The following is a 17,858-nucleotide window of genomic DNA, read 5'->3' on the forward strand; positions in this document are numbered from 1 at the left end:
CTACCCTTTCTGCACCGGTCGGAAGGCGCCGGTTTCGGTAACAATCCAGTCCAAGGGCTGATCATAGACGCCGCGCGGCACCAGTTCGACCTGCTGACCGGCAAAAGCCATGCCCACCGCCGTCACCGACTTTGTTCTGCGCAATGCTTCCAGGCTGCGGTCATAGAATCCACCGCCATATCCCAGCCGGTAGCCGGCGCGATCGAATGCCAGCAACGGCACGATCAGGATGTCAGGGTCCACAGCCACGGCACTTTCCGCCGGCGCCCGGGTCCCGAAGGCTTCCTCAATCAGAGGGTCGCCGGGGGTCCAGAGGCGAAAGACCAGGGGCTGCGCTGGTGCAACGACACAGGGCAGGCAGATGGCGCAGCCGGCCGCCCGCGCGGCTTCGAGGGCCGGCAGCACGTTGAGTTCGCTTCCGATCGGCAGGAAGCCTGAAACGATACGGCCCTCAGCGGGCTTCAGGGCCTGCATGAAGTGATCGGCGACCGCCCGGGCCGCATCGGGGCCAGCGTCCTGCTTTGCCGCGCTGCGCGCCCTGGATGCGGCTTTCCGGGCCGCCACCTTGATCTGCGCAAGGTCGCTGGAATCGTTCTTCGCGGTCTCGGTCATGGCTCCGCCACTGTCGTCGGCCGACCGCGGGGCCCCGGGCGGCAGGTGTCACTGGAACGTTCGGGCGGGCGCGGCCGCATCCGCCGTGGCCTCTTCTCTTATCCTCTGGAGCCTACAATAGTAGGTGGGCGCCGCGGTATCGGGGCCTGGGCCCCGACAGAGACAGCTCCCAAGAGGAGAGTATAGCCCCCGGGACAAGTTTGGCTTCACGCACGGCGCAGCACGCGCCCGTGCCCTTAATTAGGCATCTTGCAGCGATGCAGCAATAGAGGAGATTCGATCCGTGGCCGCCGCGAGCTGCGCTTCCAGCTCCTCCACGCGACGTTCCGCAGCCGCGGCGCGGGTTTCCGCCTCCGCCGCGCGGGCCTCGGCGGCCTCCGCACGGCTGTTATCCGCATCGGACGCCGAAGGAGAATTGGACGCAGGTTGCTGCAGTTCAGCGGCAAGATCGCTCATCCGGTCGACGAGAGACAGCCCGGTGATGACCAGAAGGCGGGTATCGCCGACCTGTCCGATTGCGGAGGCAAGGTCGCTCACCTCCGCATCCAGGGCCGCGGCCAGTTCCTGCAGTCGCGGCTCCTGACCATCCTCACAGGCAACGGTATAGGGTCGACCGTTGATCGAAATGGAAACCTGTGCCATCGCCCGTCACTCCGCCGCCGTACCGGATTCCAGGACGGACAGCAGATCGTCCACCCGGGAAGTCGCATCGTCTACCTTTCGCAGGGCCTGCCCCCGTCGGGACTCGGCCTCGCCCAGCGCCGATTTCAGCGCGGCGTTCTCAGCCTTCAGATCGTCGATTTCCGCCTTGAGGGCCGCGATTTCGTCGCTGCGGTCTTCGACGGGCGCTGATTCAACCGGCGCCGACTGCATCGCCGCATCCCTTTCCGCCCGGATGCGGGTGGCCACGGCCTCCTGCAGGCGCGTCAGGGCAGCCTCCATTTCGGCGGGCAAAGCAGGATCTGTCATCGGCGGACGCCTTGTCGAATTTCCACTGCTTCGAACCTAGGCCAAGCCGCCGCGCAGCGTCAACCGATCCGCGCGCACCCATGCGTCCGGACAAATAGGCAGATTTCCGCGACGAATCGGTTGACCGGATGGGTCGGTCTGGGCATGTTGCCGCCGCTTCCGACCCCCTACCAGGACACGCGACAGATATGCCTGCAGCGCAAACCGACCAAGCCGCCCTGAAACACATGGCGAATGCCATCCGCGCCCTGTCCATGGACAGTGTCGAGCGCGCGAAATCCGGACATCCCGGCATGCCGATGGGCATGGCCGATGTCGCCACCGTTCTGTTCACGAAGTTCCTGAAATATGACGCCGCCGCGCCGAACTGGCCGGATCGCGACCGCTTCGTCCTGTCCGCGGGCCACGGATCGATGCTGCAGTACTCGCTGCTGTATCTCACCGGCTACAAGGACATGTCGCTGGACGATCTGAAGAACTTCCGTCAGATCGGTTCCAAGACGGCGGGCCATCCGGAGTTCGGTCATGCTTCGGGCATTGAGACCACGACCGGCCCGCTGGGTCAGGGTCTGGCGAATGCCGTCGGCATGGCGCTGGCCGAACGCCTGTTGGCAGCGCGCTTCGGCGACGATCTGGTCGATCACTACACCTATGTCATCGCCGGGGACGGCTGCCTGATGGAAGGGATCAGCCACGAGGCGATCTCAATGGCCGGTCACCTGAAACTGTCGAAGCTGATCGTCCTGTTCGACGATAACGGTATCTCGATCGACGGCCCGACCTCCCTGTCCGTCTCCGACGATCAGGCCGCCCGTTTCAAGGCCTCGGGTTGGGATGTACGCAGCGTCGACGGTCACGATCCGGAAGCGATCGAGAAGGCCATCAAGGCCGCCAAGCGTTCGAAGAAGCCGTCGATGATCGCCTGCAAGACGACGATCGGCTACGGCGCGCCCAAGAAGGCGGGAACCGCGGGCAGCCATGGCGCCCCGCTGGGCGCGGAAGAGATCGATGGTGCCCGCAAGGCCCTGGGTTGGGGCGACGCGCCTTACGACATCCCGTCCGACGTACTGGAGGCCTGGCGTACCGCCGGCGCCCAGGGTGCCAAGGCGCGTGAGGCCTGGGAAGCCCGGCTGGCCGACGCCGACGCCGAGAAGCACGCACAGTTCACGCGCGCAATAGCCGGCAAGCTGCCGGAAGGTTGGGAAGTGGCGCTGACCAAATACAAGAAGCAGCTTTCCGAAGACGCGCCCAAACTGGCGACCCGCGCTGCCTCTCAGAAGGCGCTGGAAGTCCTGACGGAGGTAGTTCCGGAGATGATCGGCGGCTCTGCCGATCTTACCGGGTCGAACAACACGAAGACCCCGGCCACCGCACCAATCTCAGCGGAAGATTTCTCCGGCCGGTACATCTATTACGGCGTTCGCGAACACGGCATGGCCGCGGCCATGAACGGTATGGCGCTGCATGGCGGCATCATTCCCTATGGCGGCACCTTCCTTGTCTTCACCGACTATTGCCGCCCGTCGATCCGCCTGTCGGCGCTGATGGGTCAGCGCGTCATCTATGTGATGACCCACGATTCCATCGGCCTGGGCGAAGACGGCCCGACGCACCAGCCTGTAGAACATCTGGCGGCCCTGCGCGCGATTCCGAACCTCAAGGTCTTCCGCCCCTGTGACGCGGTTGAAACCGCGGAATGCTGGGGGCTGGCGCTCAGTTCGGAAGATGCGCCGTCGGTCCTGGCACTGACCCGTCAGGGTCTGCCGACCATCCGCACAATCCCGCAGGATGAAAACCTATGCGCCCGCGGCGCCTATGTCATGCTGGAAGCTGCCGCCGGTCCGCGTCAGGTCACCTTGCTGGCGACGGGGTCCGAAGTCGAAATCGCGGCCGAAGCCCGCACCGCGCTGGAAGCCGACGGGATCGGCACGGCCGTCGTCTCCGTCCCCTGCTTCGAACTGTTCGCCGAACAGGACGCTGCCTATCGTGAAAGCGTGCTGGGCAAAGGCGGCCTGCGCATCGGAATCGAGGCCGCCATCCAGCAGGGTTGGGAACCTTTGCTGGGGCAGGACGGTCTGTTCATAGGGATGAACAGTTTCGGCGCCTCCGGCCCGTATCAGGCCCTGTACGAGCATTTTGGAATAACCGCGTCTGCGGTGGTGGATGCAGCCAAGTCGCGGCTGTAACAACTAAGACCAGTAAGACTGGAAGGAAGGAGTATCGCCATGGCGGTTCGGGTTGCGATTAACGGTTTCGGTCGGATCGGCCGGTTGGTTCTGCGCGCGGCGATGGAAGCCGGCCGCAAGGACATCGAATTCGTCGCGATCAACGATCTGGGTTCGGTCGAGGCCAACGCCCATCTGCTGAAATACGACACGGTCCACGGCCGTTTCCCGGGCGACGTCACGACCGGCGAAGACTGGATGGATCTGGGCGCCGGCAAGATCAAGGTGACGGCCGTTCGCAATCCGGCGGAACTGCCGTGGAAAGAGCTGGGCATCGATATCGCGCTGGAATGCACCGGTATCTTCGCCTCCAAGGACAAGGCTTCCGCCCATATCGACGCCGGTGCCAAGCGTGTCCTGGTCTCGGCACCGTGCTCCGGCGCCGACGCGACCATCGTCTATGGCGTCAACGACGACACGCTGACGGCGGACCATACGGTGGTTTCCAACGCCTCCTGCACGACGAACTGCCTGGCCCCGGTTGCCGCGGTTCTGAACAAGGCTGTCGGCATTGAGCGCGGCTTCATGTCGACGATCCATGCCTTCACCGGCGACCAGCGCACGGTGGATACCCTGCACAGCGATCTGCGCCGCGCCCGCGCTGCCAGCATGTCGATGATCCCGACCTCCACCGGCGCCGCGAAGGCCGTCGGGCTGGTGCTGCCGGAACTGGCGGGCAAACTGGACGGAACGGCCATCCGCGTTCCGACCGCCAACGTTTCGCTGATCGATCTGAAGTTCGACGCCGCCAAGGCCACCACGGTCGAGGAAGTGAACAACGCGATCAAGGCCGCGGCCGCCGAAGGCCCGCTGAAGGGAGTTCTGGCGACGAACGAGGAACCGCTGGTTTCCATCGACTTCAACCACAGCCCGGCCAGTTCCACCTTCGATCTGACCCAGACCCAGGTGATCGACGGCACGCTGGTCCGCGTCCTGAGCTGGTACGACAACGAGTGGGGCTTCTCCAACCGCATGTCCGACACGGCCATTGCGATGGGTAAGCTCGGCTGAGCGTGAGCCATCTATAGGTTCGGAAGGAGCCCTCGGCACTGGCCGGGGGCTCTTTTCATTCCGGGCGCAAGTTTCGGGTGTCGGGTCGCCTGCTGCCCCGATTAGGCTCACCGCCTGATATCCAAGGATTTGGCATGACTTCGACAACCGGAACCGCCCGCGCCATGACCCCCGGTGAATGGCTGATGCTGCTGGCCCTATCCCTGATCTGGGGCGGTTCGTTCTTCTTCAACGAAATTGCCCTGAGGGAACTGCCGACCTTTACCGTCGTGGTTTCCCGCGTCGTGCTGGCCGCGGCGATCCTGCATCTGGTGCTCGTCGCGCGGGGCCAGCGGCTGCCGATGGATGGCACGGTCTGGCTTGCCTTCTTCGGGATGGGATTGCTGAACAATGCCATTCCGTTCAGCCTGCTTGTCTGGGGCCAGACGCACATCACTTCGGGCCTGGCATCAATCCTGAATGCCATGACACCGCTCTTCACCGTGCTCGTTGCCCATGCAGCCACCAGCGACGAGAAGCTGAATCCGGGTCGCATTCTCGGGGTCGCCGTGGCCCTGGTCGGCGTGGCCATCATGATCGGTACGGATGCCCTTGTCGGTCTGGCGGATGACGTCCTGGCACAGCTGGCCTGCCTCTGTGCGGCGGTATCCTATGCCTGTGCCGGCATTTTCGGGCGCCGATTCCGCCGCCTGGGACTGTCTCCCCTGGCAACATCCACCGGCCAGGTGACCGCCTCCAGCATTCTGATGCTTCCCCCCGTCCTGCTGATCGACCATCCCTGGACGCTGCCGGTACCGGGCATGGCGACCATCGGTGCCCTTCTGGGCGTGGGTATTCTCTGCACGGCCTTTGCCTATCTGCTCTATTTTCGCATTCTGTCGTCCGCCGGTGCGACCAGCATTTCCCTTGTCACCTTTCTGGTGCCGGTCAGTGCAATCCTGCTGGGTGTGGTCTTTCTGGGCGAGGTTCTGGAACCGAAGCATCTGCTGGGCATGGCGGCCATCGGCTTTGGGCTGGCTGCCATTGACGGTCGTCCCGCCGCAATGCTGCGCCGACGCTTGTATCCCCTCGCTTGAATCCCGGTGACTCGGGCGCCAGATAATGGTATAGGTTTTGCTAAGCGCGTATAGGTCCGGGCCGTCAGAAGGCTGCCCGCCAGAGCCAACAGAAGTGGAAAGGCCGGCGCCATGTCGCTGTTCTCACCGTTGCTTTCCGCGATAACCGGGTCCTATTCGGGCACGTCCGGTGCTTCGACCATTTTGAGTGCAGGCACGCAGAAAAACAAACTGGGTTCCGGCACCAGCGCCATCACGAATATCCAGCGCACACTGGACGCCGCGAAATCCGATGCCGGCAAGCAGCAGATCATGGCTGCGGTCCAATTGCGCATTCAGGGAATTGTGCAGGGCCTCGTCGAACCTCGGGAAATCTGGGAAAAGGTGGCAGGTTTCTCTGCTATTTCCGGACAACCTTTCACCTACTCGGTGGACAGCGCCGGCCAGGTGGAGGTGCAGTCCCAGACCGTCGACGATCTGTCCTTTGTCAATCCCGGCCAACGCGAAGCAATGCGCGCGGCGCTGAACCGCCTGGACGAGGTACGATCCGCTGTCGATACGGTTGTCACCAAGGCCAACCTGCGGTCGACGCTGCAGGGGGCCGTTGCCGCCATTGACAATATGGAACTTCAGGCGCCAGCCACCGAACAATGGCAAAAGGACTTCCAAACCTACAAGAAGCTTGGCCGCCCCGTGCTTGTCGGCCTGGACCCGAGCGGCAACCTGCGCGCCATCAACCAGTTGGAATCCAATTTCGATTATGTCGAAGATCCCGCGAAACGCCTGAAACTGCAGGAAGCGGGGCGCGAGTTGCGGAACATCCTGAACGGGACAACAAGCGCGACCAAGAACTGGCACTATTCGGCGCTCGGCAACAAGCTTGAGAAAGATGACTATTTCCTGGACGTGAACGACCAGAACGAGATCGTCGTACGGCGCAATCGTGACCGTCGCGGTGTATCCGCGGTACGCCCTCTCTACCAGCAAGCGGGCAACAGCGATTTCCATATCATCCCGGAATTCCTGAAGGCGACCCCCGAAGACGATCGCATCTTCAAGGCAAACTGGGAGCGCGAGGCGGCCGCCCTGATCCAGGCCAAAAAGCCGTTTCACCTCGAGATTCAGGGCGACCGTGTAATCGTGCGGGAAACCAATTTCGCGACCATTCGCAGACTCGACATCCTGAACTCGGTCACCGGCGGTGCGGCGAAGGTCGGTCAGGCGACGGTGAACATTCTTTCCTGACGGATTACAGGCCGCCCTAGCCCGAATGCGCGCTATTCCGGGGCCATTCCCTTGTCCGTCAGTTCACGAACAGCCTTTTCATTCTTCCCAAGGTCGGACAGTCCCATCCCGGCCAGGACATTCGGCGCCTTGCTGAACTGCACATTCTCATAGGAAATGATTTCGACCATGTTTCCCCACGGGTCACGAAAGTCGAGAAAACGGCGGGCTTCCACCTGAATGCCGGCTTCCACCAGCAATTCCCGGAATGCCTCTTTATCATCGACGACAAGGCCGAAATGCCGCCCGCTTTGCGGATCCGTCGGCTCCGCCTTCGACAAGGCAATGAACTGATCGCCAAGATCGATGAACGCGTCCGTTTCGCTGCACCCTCGCAGCCGGATATCAAAGAACTGGCCGTAGAAGGCCAGCGCCTCACCGATGTCCCCGACCTCGATCGCAACATGGTTGATACCCACAGCGCGGACCTTTTTCCCACTCGACATACACACCTCCTGTTGGTCGTGCCGCCATACTAGCGACGTCGACCAACATCCGCTGCTTCGCATTTCTGACCCTCAGGCTAAGCCGTTCTGAGGTATGGTCGCGGCGCGGCGAACCATGTAACCACATCATCGGTATCCAACGTCTTATCCTGGGAGGTCCGTAGCGTGTCTGAAGCGGACGAAATCGTCGACGCGGGGCGCGCGGCACACCGGCGCGGTGCGATCCAGCAGGCGGCCGAACAGTATCGCCGCGCCCTCGGCCTGGACCCGAACCATGCCATGGCCCTGGCGGGACTGGGCGTGGTCGCCCTGCAATCGGGCACGCCGGCCGAGGCAGGAACCTATCTGCAAAGAGCCGCGCAACTGGCCCCGGAGAACCCCACCATACAGAACAATCTGGGCAATGTTCTGATTGCGACCGGCGATGCGGCCGGCGCCGAAGCCGCATTCAATGCGGCTCTCGCAGCCGATCCCACGCTGATCGATGCCCTCTACAATCGTGCCGTGGCACGTCATCACCTTCGACGGCGCAATGAGGCAGAAGCGGACTACCGGGCGGTCCTGAAGCAGGATCCCGGAAGGATCGACGCGGCGATCAATCTGGCCGCCGTTCTCAGGGAAACGGAGAACCTGCCCGATGCGATTGCGGTGCTAGAAGACGCCCTGTCGACGGCCCCACCCCATCCTGATGCGATTTTGAGCCTCGCGACGCTTTATGAGACGGTCGGTCGGGCAGGCGAGGCAGCCTCCGTGCTGGATCAGTTGCCGCCGGACCGGCAGGCCGATCCGCAGGCAATTCTCGTCAGGGCGCGCCTCGCCTTGCGGCGGGGCGAGGCGGAAGCGGGCCTGTCCTGCCTGGAAGAACTCTCAGGCGAAGCACCTCCGTCCGCCCTGCGGCAGGCCGCCTATATTCGCGGATTGCTATTGGACCGGCAGGGCCGTCACGCAGAGGCGTTCGACGCGTTCTCACATGCCAACTCCCTGATGCGGGCAGGCCGGCCCGATGCCGATACGCTGGCAGGGCGATACCGGGATCGCATCGCCGCCTATCGCAAGGCCATACCGACACTTGCGCAAGAGGTGGCCAGACTGTCGTCCGCCCCGACAGCCCCCCTTCCCTTCGACCTGGTATTCTTCTGCGGCTTTCCTCGTTCCGGCACGACCCTGATGGAACAGATTCTGGCGGCGCATCCGGACACCGGCACAACGGGGGAAGACAGCCCGCTGCACCGCCTCTACGAGAGCTTCCCAATGGACGGCGCCGATGCCATGCCCTTCGCGCTCCTGTCCGGCGTCAGCATCGATCAGCGTGAAGCGCTGCGCCGTGCCTTTGTCGACCTTGTGAAGAAGCAGCTTGGAACCTGCGACGGTCGCACCGTCATCGACAAGCTGCCGCTCAATCTCGTGGAACTCGGCATCATCGAACTGCTGTTCCCGGAGGCGCGCATCCTGGTCGCCATCCGCGACCCGCGCGACTGTGTGCTGAGCGCCTTCATGCAGCCGTTCCGACTGAACGAGGCGATGGCATGCCTGCTGACGCCGGGAGACGCCGCGCAAACCTATATCGATGTCTTCGATCTGTACCAGGAGCAGAAAGCACGATCCGCCTTGGCCATCGCCGAGTACAGATATGAGGATCTGGTCAGGGATTTCGACGGCACCTTGCGCGGCGTCATCGAGTTCCTTGGGCTGAGCTGGACGGAAGACCTTGCCCGCTATCGGGACCGGCTGGCCGGCAAGTACATCTCCACACCCTCCTATATGGCGGTGTCACAATCGTTGAACACCCGCGCCATCGGCCGATGGCGGAACTATGAAAGCGTGCTCGGCGATACCCTGGACAGGTTGGCCCCGATGGCCGCTCGGCACGGCTATACATGACGACGGTGACATCCGGGCCGTGACCGAAATCGGCGGTCCCGTGAGACGATCGGGGCAGCGTCATGTTAAGTTCCGGGCAGAGCGCCGAATCGTTGCAAATGCCGAAGGGTCCGTGTAATCCCTCTGCCGGACGAATTTTAGTTCGCGCGCCGCCGGTTCCCGCCGGTTTTCTCGCGCGTCATTCAGAACAGTCAAAGGGGTCCGGAACTATGAAAGTCACCCAAAAAGTCAAAAAAATCCTGTCGCATTATGAAAGCGATAATCCGGGGACGAAGCGCAACATCGCGTCGATCCTGATGCAGGGGAAACTGGCCGGAACCGGCAAGATGGTGATCCTGCCCGTCGACCAGGGTTTCGAACATGGACCGGCCCGCTCCTTCGCGCCGAATCCGGCCGCCTATGACCCGCACTACCACTACCAGCTTGCGATTGATGCAGGTCTGAACGCCTATGCCGCACCGCTCGGTCAGCTGGAGCTGGGCGCCGACACCTTCGCGGGCCAAATTCCGACCATCCTGAAGGTCAACAGCTCCAACAGCTGGGCCGTCACCAAGGATCAGGCCATCACGGCCTCGGTCGACGACGCGCTGAAACTCGGCTGCGCCGCTATCGGTTTCACGATCTACCCGGGCTCCGAATACGCCAACGAACTGATCGAAGAGATCCGCGAGATGGCCGAAGAAGCCAAATCCGTGGGCCTGGCGGTCGTGATCTGGTCCTATCCGCGCGGCGGCGACCTGACGAAGGACGGCGAAACCGCGATGGATGTCTGCGCCTATGCCGCACACCTGGCGGCACAGCTTGGCGCCCACATCATCAAGGTGAAGCCGCCGACGGCCCATCTGGAACAGCCGGATGCCAAGAAGGTCTACGACGCGCAGAAAATCGACATCTCGACGCTGGCGAAACGCGTCGAACATGTCATGCAGTCGGCATTCAACGGCAAGCGGATCGTTGTCTTCTCCGGCGGTGCTGCGAAGGGTCTGGACGGTCTGTTCGACGAAATCCGGGGGTTGCGCGACGGTGGTGCGAACGGGTCGATCATCGGCCGCAACACCTTCCAGCGTCCGCGCGAAGAGGCCCTGGCCATGCTTGACCAGATCATCAAGATCTACCAAGGGAAAGCATGACCGATCGCGTCGTACCGCAGCTTTATCTGGTAAGCCCGCCGCGCTTCGAGCCGGCGGGCTTTGCCGCATCTGTGGCCGCCGCCCTGGACGGTGGTCCGGTCGCCTGCGTGCAGCTCTGGATGCCTGACGCGGATGACAATGAGGTCCGCCGTGCGGTGAAGGCGGTTTCGAAGGTCGTTCAGGACGCGGACACGGCCTTCCTGCTGAACGGGCATGTGAAGCTGGCCGCCTATATGGAATGCGACGGTGTCCATCTGGACAACGCCGATCCCGCCACCATCCGTGCGGCAAAGAAGACATTGGGGGAAGAGGCCATCGTCGGCGTCAGTTGCGGAACCTCTCGCCATGCCAGCATGGAAGCCGGGGAAGCCGGCGCCGACTATGTCTCCTTCGGCCCGGTCTTCGACACAGCGACGAAGGGATTGCCGGCTGATCCGCATGCTCTGGACACCCTGGAATGGTGGGCGGAGATGATGGAAGTACCGTGCGTTGCGGTGGGCGGCCTAACCCCGGACAATATCTATCCTGTTGTTGAAACGCGCTGCGAATTCATTTGTGCTGTGTCCTCGATTTGGGATCATCCCGATGGGCCGCGTGCAGCTGTCGCGTCCTTTCACGATGCATTGTCGAGGATAGAAGCGGCGAAATGAACCACCCCGCGGGTCAGTCCGGTGAAGCCCATCCCCTGGACGCCTTGAGCGGCTTTATCAGGTTTCCTGAAACCAGTCTTGTCCTCTCCCATTGGCGGGAGCTGTCGGAGCAATCCGAAGACCGGGTTCCGGAACGGCGGCATGTCGATCCAATCAGCATGATCGACGCCCTGCCCTTCATTTTCATCATGGAAGTCGAGCCCGGAACCGGTCGGATGAAGTACCGCCTTGCCGGAGAACGGATCAATGCGCGCTACGATCACGGCATCATCGGCAAGTATCTCGACGAGATCACGCCGTCCGATACGATCGCACGGGTACAGGCCTATTTCGACATCTGTCCGAACCGTCCCGCCGCCGTTCTGTTGTCCGGCATCCTGTATTCAGAAAAGGAACGGCCCGGCTACGGCGAACGGCTCCTGCTCCCATTGAAGGACGAGAAATCCGGCACCAAGGGACTGCTCGGCCTCACGCTCCAGTCCAGCCTGTTCCCCGATTCCTATGCTGCTGAAGAGCAGGGCGAACGCATGCTCCGCATTGCGCCGCTCAATGGCGGGAGACTGGAGGAGCGCAAGGCGCCGCTGCGCTAATCGGCCTGGCCCGCTGGACGCTGCGGCATCCGGTTCCAGGCGTCCAGCGCCGCAATCTTGTAAGCCTCCGCCAAGGTCGGATAATTGAAGGTATTCTCGACGAAATACTCGAGCGTGCCCTTCAGGTTCAGCACCGCCTGACCGATATGGATCAGTTCGGTCGCCCCCTCCCCGACGATATGCACGCCCAGCAGGCGGTGCGTCTTGATGGAAAAGATCATCTTCATCATGCCCGCATCGATGCCCATGATATGGCCGCGTGACGTTTCCCTGAACCGCGCCACGCCGCATTCAAAGGGAATGCCGCGCTCTGCCACCTCTTCTTCCGTCATGCCGACGGTGGAAATCTCTGGTACGGAGTAGATGCCGTAGGGGAAGTAATCCGGCGGGTTCTGGGCCGGCTTGCCCAGCGCATGACAGGCCGCGATGCGTCCCTGTTCCATTGAGGTCGACGCCAGGCTCGGGAAACCGATGACATCGCCGGCCGCATAGATATGCGGAACGTCGGTCTGGAACGTCGCCGGATCCACCTGCAGGCGCTTGCGCTTGTCCGCGGTCAATCCGGCCGCGTCCAGGTTGAGACTATCCGTTGCGCCTTCGCGACCGGCCGCGAACAGCAGCATGTCTGATTTTGCAATCCGTCCCCCCTGCATATGGGCAATCACGGATCCATCAGACTTTTCAATACGTTCTATCTGACACCCAAGGCGCAACACGACGCCCCTGTCACGCAGTTGATGGGTAAAATCCTCGATCAGTTCCCGGTCGACAAAATCCAGCATGCTGTCGCGCCCCTCAATCAGGGTCACCGGCACGTCCAAGGCGGAAAAGATTGTCGCGTATTCCACGCCAATCACGCCGGCACCGATCACCGTCAGGCTGCGTGGCACACGGTCGATCTCCAGAATTTCGTCACTGTCGAGGACGGTGCTGCCATCGAACGGAATGGTGCCGGGACGGTAGGGTTTCGTCCCGACCGCAAGCAGGAATGTCGCGCCCTCGACAAGAAGCGTTTCACCGCCTTCACACAGGACTTCGATCTTGTGAGGTTCCACGAACCGGGCCTCGCCCTTGATCGTCGTTACCTTGTTCCGGGCGAACTGGTGCTCCAGAACCTCAACCTCGTGATCCAATGTCTTCAGCAGGCGGTGGCGCAGATCCGCGGCGGAAATGTCATCCTTCACACGATAGGCGCGACCGTAGAAGCCTCTCTCCCGCCAGCCGGAGAGGTTCAGGACCGTTTCCCGCAGGGTCTTGGAGGGGATCGTACCGGTATGGACGGAGACACCGCCGACCCGTCGACCGCGCTCTACCACCAACGCATCCGCGCCGAATTTGGCCGCCTGGATCGCCGCCCTGCGTCCCGCCGGACCGCTGCCGATCACGATCAGATCGTATTTCCTCTTCATGAAACGCAGGCTCCCCCGAACCGATTTCCGCATTGCGGCAAGTAGTGGCAGGGAATGGTGATTGCAGCAAGTTTTGCAGCATGGACTTGGTGTTTGCGGTCGACCTTCGGTTGCGGCATGGTCGCGCCAACATTTGAACCGACCACCGGAGATTCCCGTGACCTATCTGATCCGTTCGTTCGCCTTTGCCCTGGCTTTCTGCGCTTCCCTGACCGCCGCCCAGGCGCAGGAAGTGCCGGCCGAAAAGCAGGCGCTGATCGATCGCATGATGACCCTGATGAATATCGACGCGACGATGGATCAGGTGGTCGAAGTGATGACGCAGCAGGTTGTGACCACGGTGAAACGCACCTCACCGGGGATCAAGCAGGAGGCCCTGGATATCATCGTTGGCGTCGTCCAGGAGGAAGGCCGCGTCCTGGTGGAACAATCCATGAGCGATGTCGCGCCGATCATGGCGGGGATCTACACGACCGAGGAACTGCAGCAACTGATCGAGTTCTATGAAACGCCCCTGGGAAAAAAGGCCCTGAAAACCATGCCGCAGGTCATGCAGGAAGCCCAGAACCGGATGCAGCCGCGACTGCAGGGCTTCCAGCAGCGCGTGGCAGCCAAGATTCAGGAGCGCCTGGAGGCGGCGGGGCATCAATAAGACGGGGGATAAGTAAGCGGAATTAGACCGGCGCCCAGAGCACGTCTTCAATGCGCGCAGCGCCGGTCAGCAGCATGACCAGCCGGTCAAACCCGAGCGCCATCCCGGCGGCGGGCGGCATAGCGGCAACGGCTGCGATAAAGTCCTCGTCAATCGGATAGCGATGACCATAAAGGCGTTCCTTCGTCACCATATCCGCCTCGAACCGGCGGCGCTGTTCCACGGCATCGGTCAATTCGCCGAACCCGTTCGCCAGTTCGACGCCGCAGACATATAGCTCAACCCGCTCGGCCCAATGCGGATCGTCCGGTTTCGGACGCGACAGGGCGGCCATGCTGACCGGATAGTCGTACAGCAGGCAGGGGGCGCCATCGCCCAACTGCGGCTCAATACGGTCATCCATGAGCCGGAAGAAGACATCGTCGAACCCATCATCCGACGCCGTGCGTATCCCCAGGCGTCGGGCGCATTCCCGCAACGGCTCGACCGGCGGCGCCGCCGGATTTTCAGCAATCGTGGCGGCCAGGTCGTGCCCGCAATATTCTTGAAAGGCATCGGCAACGCGCAGTCGCCGAAACGGTGCGACAGCCGATGCAACGCGGTCGCCGCGCTTCAGGGTCTCGCTGCTGCAAGCCCTTGCGACTGCGGCGATCATGGCCTCGCAATCGTCCATCAGGTCGGCATAGCCGGCGCCCACACGATACCATTCCAGCATGCGGAACTCAGGGCTGTGTGTCGACGACCCCTCGGCATTGCGAAACACCGGGCACAACTGCCAGATACGTTCCATTCCGGCCGCAAGAAGCTTCTTCATGGCAAATTCGGGGCTTGTATGCAGGAACATGGGTCGGCCCGGCGTTTCGGCCCCATAATGCCCCGCCGGCAGCAGGCGTGTCTCGAAGGCAGCCAGATGCGGTTCCAGCCCCGGGGAAGTCTGCAAGGCGGGCGTTTCGACCTCTGCGAAGCCCTGGGCGTCGAACCAATCGGCCAGTGCACGCCGCGCGATGGTACGGGTCCGCAGATTGCTGCGCCGGGCTTTCAGAGCCTCGGGATGCCACCAGCGGCCGGTCATGGCACAGTGCGCCCCGGAACGCTGCCCGTTCTCAGGTTGCCCATCCCCCTTGCCGGTGATAGACAGGCGCGCGATTCGAGACGGGGCGTCCGGCCCCGGTAGAGAGGATGTGCAATCATGAAAGTCAACGCGATCAACCTTCGGCCGGGCAACGCCTTCCTGCAGGACGGCAAGCTCTTAGTCGTGATTAAGAACGAGATCAACCAGCCCGGCAAGGGTGCGTCGGTCGCCCAGGTCGAGGCACGCGACGCCCGGACCGGCACCAAGGTCAGCCTGCGCTACCGCACCCAGGAAGCGGTCGAAAGCGCGGACCTTTTCGAAACCGACTATACCTTCCTGTATGACGACGGTGAAAAGCTGCATTTCATGAACGCCGAGACCTTTGATCAGATCGAGGTCGAATACGACGTTCTGGGCGATCAGGTGCCCTTCCTGCAGGAAAACATGAAAGTCCAGATCAAGACCTATGAAGGGGCGCCGATCTCGGTGTCGCTGCCGCAGAAGGTCACGCTGGAAATCATCGAGGCCGACCCGGTGGTCAAGGGCCAGACCCAGTCGTCGTCCTACAAGCCGGCGAAACTGTCGAACGGAGTCAGCACCCTGGTGCCGCCGCATATCGAGACCGGCACGCGGGTCGTCGTGAACACCGCCGACGGATCCTATGTCGAGCGTGCAAAGGACTGATCCGACATGCTGATCCGTTCCGCCGTCCTGAATGTCATGACGAAGGCCGCCCAGAAGGCGGGCCGTTCGCTGGTGCGTGATTTCGGTGAAGTCGAACACCTGCAGGTGTCCCGCAAGGGCCCCGGCGATTTCGTCTCGACCGCCGATCGGAAGGCGGAGCGTATCATCATCGAGGAAATCGAGAAGGCGCGCCCCGAGGCCGGTATCCTGGCCGAGGAGTCAGGCGGCAGGAAGGGCGAAGACCCCGACAAGCGCTTCATCATCGACCCGCTGGACGGCACGACGAACTTCCTCCACGGTCTGCCGCACTGGGCGATTTCGATCGGCTATGAAGAGCGCGGCGACCTGATTGCCGGGGTCGTCTACGACCCGGTCAAGGATGAGATGTTCTGGGCCGAGCGCGGCAAAGGGGCCTATGTCAACGACCGACGCATCCGCGTTTCCTCGCGCCAGAACCTGGCCGACGCGGTCCTGGGCACCGGCATTCCGCATATCGGCCATGACGTCGACGGTCATGTCACTTTCCAGCGCCGCCTGCAGGCCGCGATGCACAACACCGCCGGCGTCCGTCGCTGGGGCACGGCTTCGCTGGATCTGTGCTATGTCGCAGCGGGCCGCTTCGACGGCTTCTGGGAACGCGGCCTGAAGCCGTGGGATGTCGCCGCCGGGATCGTCATCGTGAAGGAAGCCGGAGGCTTCGTCAGCGATGCGCAGGGCTGGGCCTATACATTCAGGAGTTCGGACCTCGTGGTCGGCAACGATTCGCTGCACAAATCGGTCGTGAAGCTGATCAAGGACGCAACGAAATCGGCCTCTGACGCTCCCTGAAGCGGGGTTTGCCGCCGTCTTGCGGCATTTGCGGTGACAGTGCCGGTTCCCCGAACTTCGGCGGTTGTCCCCGCGGCCCGGCTCACGGTATGGTCTTCGCCACCGTCCGGCGCCTCAATTCCGCTTCAGCGCGCCTGCGAGACCGAACGACCGTGAGCGAAGCAATGCGCGAATCCATGACCGACCGATCCAAACACCGCATCCGGCATGCCGTCCTGGTTCTGGGCCTGTCCGCGCTGTTGACCGGCACAACATCCCTGACCGCCGCCGCGCAGCAGGCCTATTTTCGGGGCGAGGCCGAACCCGACAATTCCGTGATCGTGAATCTGTCCGTGATCGATAAGTTGACCAGCGGAGCGCCGTCGACAGCACCTCAGACATTCGGCACGCCAATGCCGGTTGCGCCGCCGGCTCAGATGCAGGCGCCCATGCCGCAGGCCGTCGCCCCACAATCCGCCGTACCGCAGACTGCCGCGCCCTCGAATGTGGCACCGCCGCCCAGCGCGGCGCCGCGTTCGACATTGCTGGTCGATCCGGCAACCGGCAGCCCGGCCGCAGCCACTCCGAAACAGGCACCGGCACCGGTCGCACCGCCCCCGAAACCCGCACTGGCCGATCAGTCCGCGCCGCTGCCGAAACCGACCCCGGCACCGCCGCCGCCCGATACCCAGACGAATACGGCAAGTATTCCGAAGCCTGCTCCGGCGCCGCAACCGGCCCCTGAGCCAGCGCCCGAGCCGCAGGCGACGCCAGAACCGCCGCCGCAACCGGCTCCGGCGGAACCACCCAAATCCGAAATCGCCGCCGCGCCGGCGGAACCGGCACCGCCGCCTCCGGCTCCTGCTCCCGCGGCTGCCCCGGAACCGCCTCAGCCGCCGAGCAGCGAGATTACGCCCCCACCATCGGCTACAACGGAGGCGCCGGCCGCAGCGGAAGAACAGCCAAAGAGCGACGAGGCACCTCAGGTCGCCTCCGTCGATCTCACCGCCGTGGACCGTGCCGGGATTGCAAGCAACGAAGACGGGATCAGCGTCCTTTTCACGAAGGATTCACAGGATCTGCCGAAAGCGGCAGAAGTCGCGCTGACGGAACTGGCCGAACGGGTCAAGGCCAATGACGCAATGACCGTCAAGCTGTTGGGCTATTCGGAACCGATCGGTGAAGCGCAAAGCAAACCGCGCCGTCTTGCCCTGTTCCGCGCACTGGCGGTTCGGACGTTCCTGCTGAAACAGGGGATCGACAGCCGTCGGATGACGGTCCAGGCGCTCGGCACGAAGGATCCCCATGAAGGACGGGCCGCGAACCGGGTCGACCTGATCGTCGCGGAGAACTGATCCCTCCCCTCCGCCCTGAACTCCGG

Annotated in this window: 18 protein-coding genes and 1 other RNA gene; 12 read left to right on the forward strand and 7 right to left on the reverse strand. The window is 63.0% G+C overall.

Translation table 11 applies throughout. The annotated features are described in order from the left end of the window. From R8L07_00185 to R8L07_00200, 4 genes are all read right to left on the reverse strand, one after another. Positions 1-612 carry a 5-formyltetrahydrofolate cyclo-ligase gene (locus R8L07_00185; GenBank protein MDW3203930.1) on the reverse strand — a complete coding sequence of 204 codons (612 nt, stop codon included), beginning with the start codon at positions 610-612 and terminating at the stop codon, positions 1-3. Between the two features lie 68 nt (positions 613-680). Next, positions 681-839, reverse strand: a non-coding RNA gene (gene ssrS / locus R8L07_00190) — 6S RNA. Positions 840-852: 13 nt separating this feature from the next. Beyond that, entirely contained in the window at positions 853-1,254 is a 402-nt protein-coding gene (locus R8L07_00195; GenBank protein ID MDW3203931.1) for a cell division protein ZapA, read from the reverse strand. A 6-nt stretch (positions 1,255-1,260) separates the two neighbouring features. Further along, positions 1,261-1,581: a hypothetical protein gene (locus tag R8L07_00200; GenBank protein ID MDW3203932.1), complete on the reverse strand. Its 321-nt coding sequence runs from the start codon at positions 1,579-1,581 to the stop codon at positions 1,261-1,263. A gap of 188 nt (positions 1,582-1,769) precedes the next feature. Here R8L07_00200 and tkt point away from each other — a divergent pair, with 188 nt between their 5' ends. The 4 genes from tkt (at position 1,770) to R8L07_00220 (ending at position 7,117) form a co-directional block, all read left to right on the forward strand. Beyond that, complete coding sequence (tkt, locus tag R8L07_00205; protein ID MDW3203933.1) at positions 1,770-3,767, forward strand: transketolase; 1,998 nt, start codon at positions 1,770-1,772, stop codon at positions 3,765-3,767. A gap of 39 nt (positions 3,768-3,806) precedes the next feature. Continuing rightward, positions 3,807-4,817: a type I glyceraldehyde-3-phosphate dehydrogenase gene (gap, locus tag R8L07_00210; GenBank protein ID MDW3203934.1), complete on the forward strand. Its 1,011-nt coding sequence runs from the start codon at positions 3,807-3,809 to the stop codon at positions 4,815-4,817. 134 nt (positions 4,818-4,951) lie between these two features. After that, on the forward strand, positions 4,952-5,893 hold the full coding sequence (locus R8L07_00215; GenBank protein MDW3203935.1) for a DMT family transporter: 942 nt from the start codon (positions 4,952-4,954) through the stop codon (positions 5,891-5,893). 111 nt (positions 5,894-6,004) lie between these two features. Further along, a complete protein-coding gene (locus R8L07_00220) occupies positions 6,005-7,117 on the forward strand; it encodes a hypothetical protein (GenBank protein MDW3203936.1) in 1,113 nt (370 codons plus the stop codon). A 32-nt stretch (positions 7,118-7,149) separates the two neighbouring features. On the opposite strand, the gene R8L07_00225 is transcribed toward R8L07_00220, so the two are convergent. Continuing rightward, a complete protein-coding gene (locus R8L07_00225) occupies positions 7,150-7,602 on the reverse strand; it encodes a VOC family protein (protein ID MDW3203937.1) in 453 nt (150 codons plus the stop codon). A gap of 165 nt (positions 7,603-7,767) precedes the next feature. Between R8L07_00225 and R8L07_00230 the strand changes: the two genes are divergently transcribed. The 4 genes from R8L07_00230 to R8L07_00245 all read left to right on the forward strand — a co-directional run bounded on the left by R8L07_00230 (position 7,768) and on the right by R8L07_00245 (position 11,853). Then, the gene (locus tag R8L07_00230) at positions 7,768-9,483 is read left to right on the forward strand and encodes a sulfotransferase (GenBank protein MDW3203938.1); all 1,716 of its coding nucleotides are present in this window, start codon (positions 7,768-7,770) and stop codon (positions 9,481-9,483) included. A 209-nt stretch (positions 9,484-9,692) separates the two neighbouring features. Further along, positions 9,693-10,613 (forward strand): class I fructose-bisphosphate aldolase, encoded by a 921-nt coding sequence (locus R8L07_00235; protein ID MDW3203939.1) that lies wholly within the window; start codon positions 9,693-9,695, stop codon positions 10,611-10,613. After that, positions 10,610-11,263, forward strand: coding sequence for a thiamine phosphate synthase (locus R8L07_00240; protein MDW3203940.1), 654 nt, complete (start codon positions 10,610-10,612; stop codon positions 11,261-11,263). The genes R8L07_00235 and R8L07_00240 overlap by 4 nt, the downstream gene beginning before the upstream one ends. Then, entirely contained in the window at positions 11,260-11,853 is a 594-nt protein-coding gene (locus tag R8L07_00245; GenBank protein ID MDW3203941.1) for a PAS domain-containing protein, read from the forward strand. Before R8L07_00240 ends, R8L07_00245 begins: the two co-directional genes overlap by 4 nt. Here the strand turns inward: R8L07_00245 and sthA are convergent. Beyond that, entirely contained in the window at positions 11,850-13,262 is a 1,413-nt protein-coding gene (gene sthA, locus R8L07_00250; protein MDW3203942.1) for a Si-specific NAD(P)(+) transhydrogenase, read from the reverse strand. The genes R8L07_00245 and sthA overlap by 4 nt on opposite strands. A 157-nt stretch (positions 13,263-13,419) precedes the next feature. Between sthA and R8L07_00255 the strand changes: the two genes are divergently transcribed. Then, the gene (locus R8L07_00255; protein MDW3203943.1) at positions 13,420-13,914 is read left to right on the forward strand and encodes a DUF2059 domain-containing protein; all 495 of its coding nucleotides are present in this window, start codon (positions 13,420-13,422) and stop codon (positions 13,912-13,914) included. 22 nt (positions 13,915-13,936) lie between these two features. Here the strand turns inward: R8L07_00255 and epmA are convergent, their stop codons facing one another. Beyond that, a complete protein-coding gene (gene epmA, locus R8L07_00260; protein MDW3203944.1) occupies positions 13,937-14,986 on the reverse strand; it encodes an EF-P lysine aminoacylase EpmA in 1,050 nt (349 codons plus the stop codon). Between the two features lie 117 nt (positions 14,987-15,103). Here epmA and efp point away from each other — a divergent pair, with 117 nt between their 5' ends. The 3 genes from efp (at position 15,104) to R8L07_00275 (ending at position 17,832) form a co-directional block, all read left to right on the forward strand. Beyond that, the gene (efp, locus tag R8L07_00265; protein MDW3203945.1) at positions 15,104-15,670 is read left to right on the forward strand and encodes an elongation factor P; all 567 of its coding nucleotides are present in this window, start codon (positions 15,104-15,106) and stop codon (positions 15,668-15,670) included. Positions 15,671-15,676: 6 nt separating this feature from the next. Next, positions 15,677-16,498 carry an inositol monophosphatase family protein gene (locus tag R8L07_00270; GenBank protein ID MDW3203946.1) on the forward strand — a complete coding sequence of 274 codons (822 nt, stop codon included), beginning with the start codon at positions 15,677-15,679 and terminating at the stop codon, positions 16,496-16,498. A gap of 152 nt (positions 16,499-16,650) precedes the next feature. Beyond that, entirely contained in the window at positions 16,651-17,832 is a 1,182-nt protein-coding gene (locus tag R8L07_00275; GenBank protein ID MDW3203947.1) for an OmpA family protein, read from the forward strand. Positions 17,833-17,858 lie beyond the last annotated feature (26 nt).

This window comes from Alphaproteobacteria bacterium, from assembly GCA_033344895.1.
GTDB lineage: Bacteria > Pseudomonadota > Alphaproteobacteria > UBA8366 > Aestuariispiraceae > Pacificispira.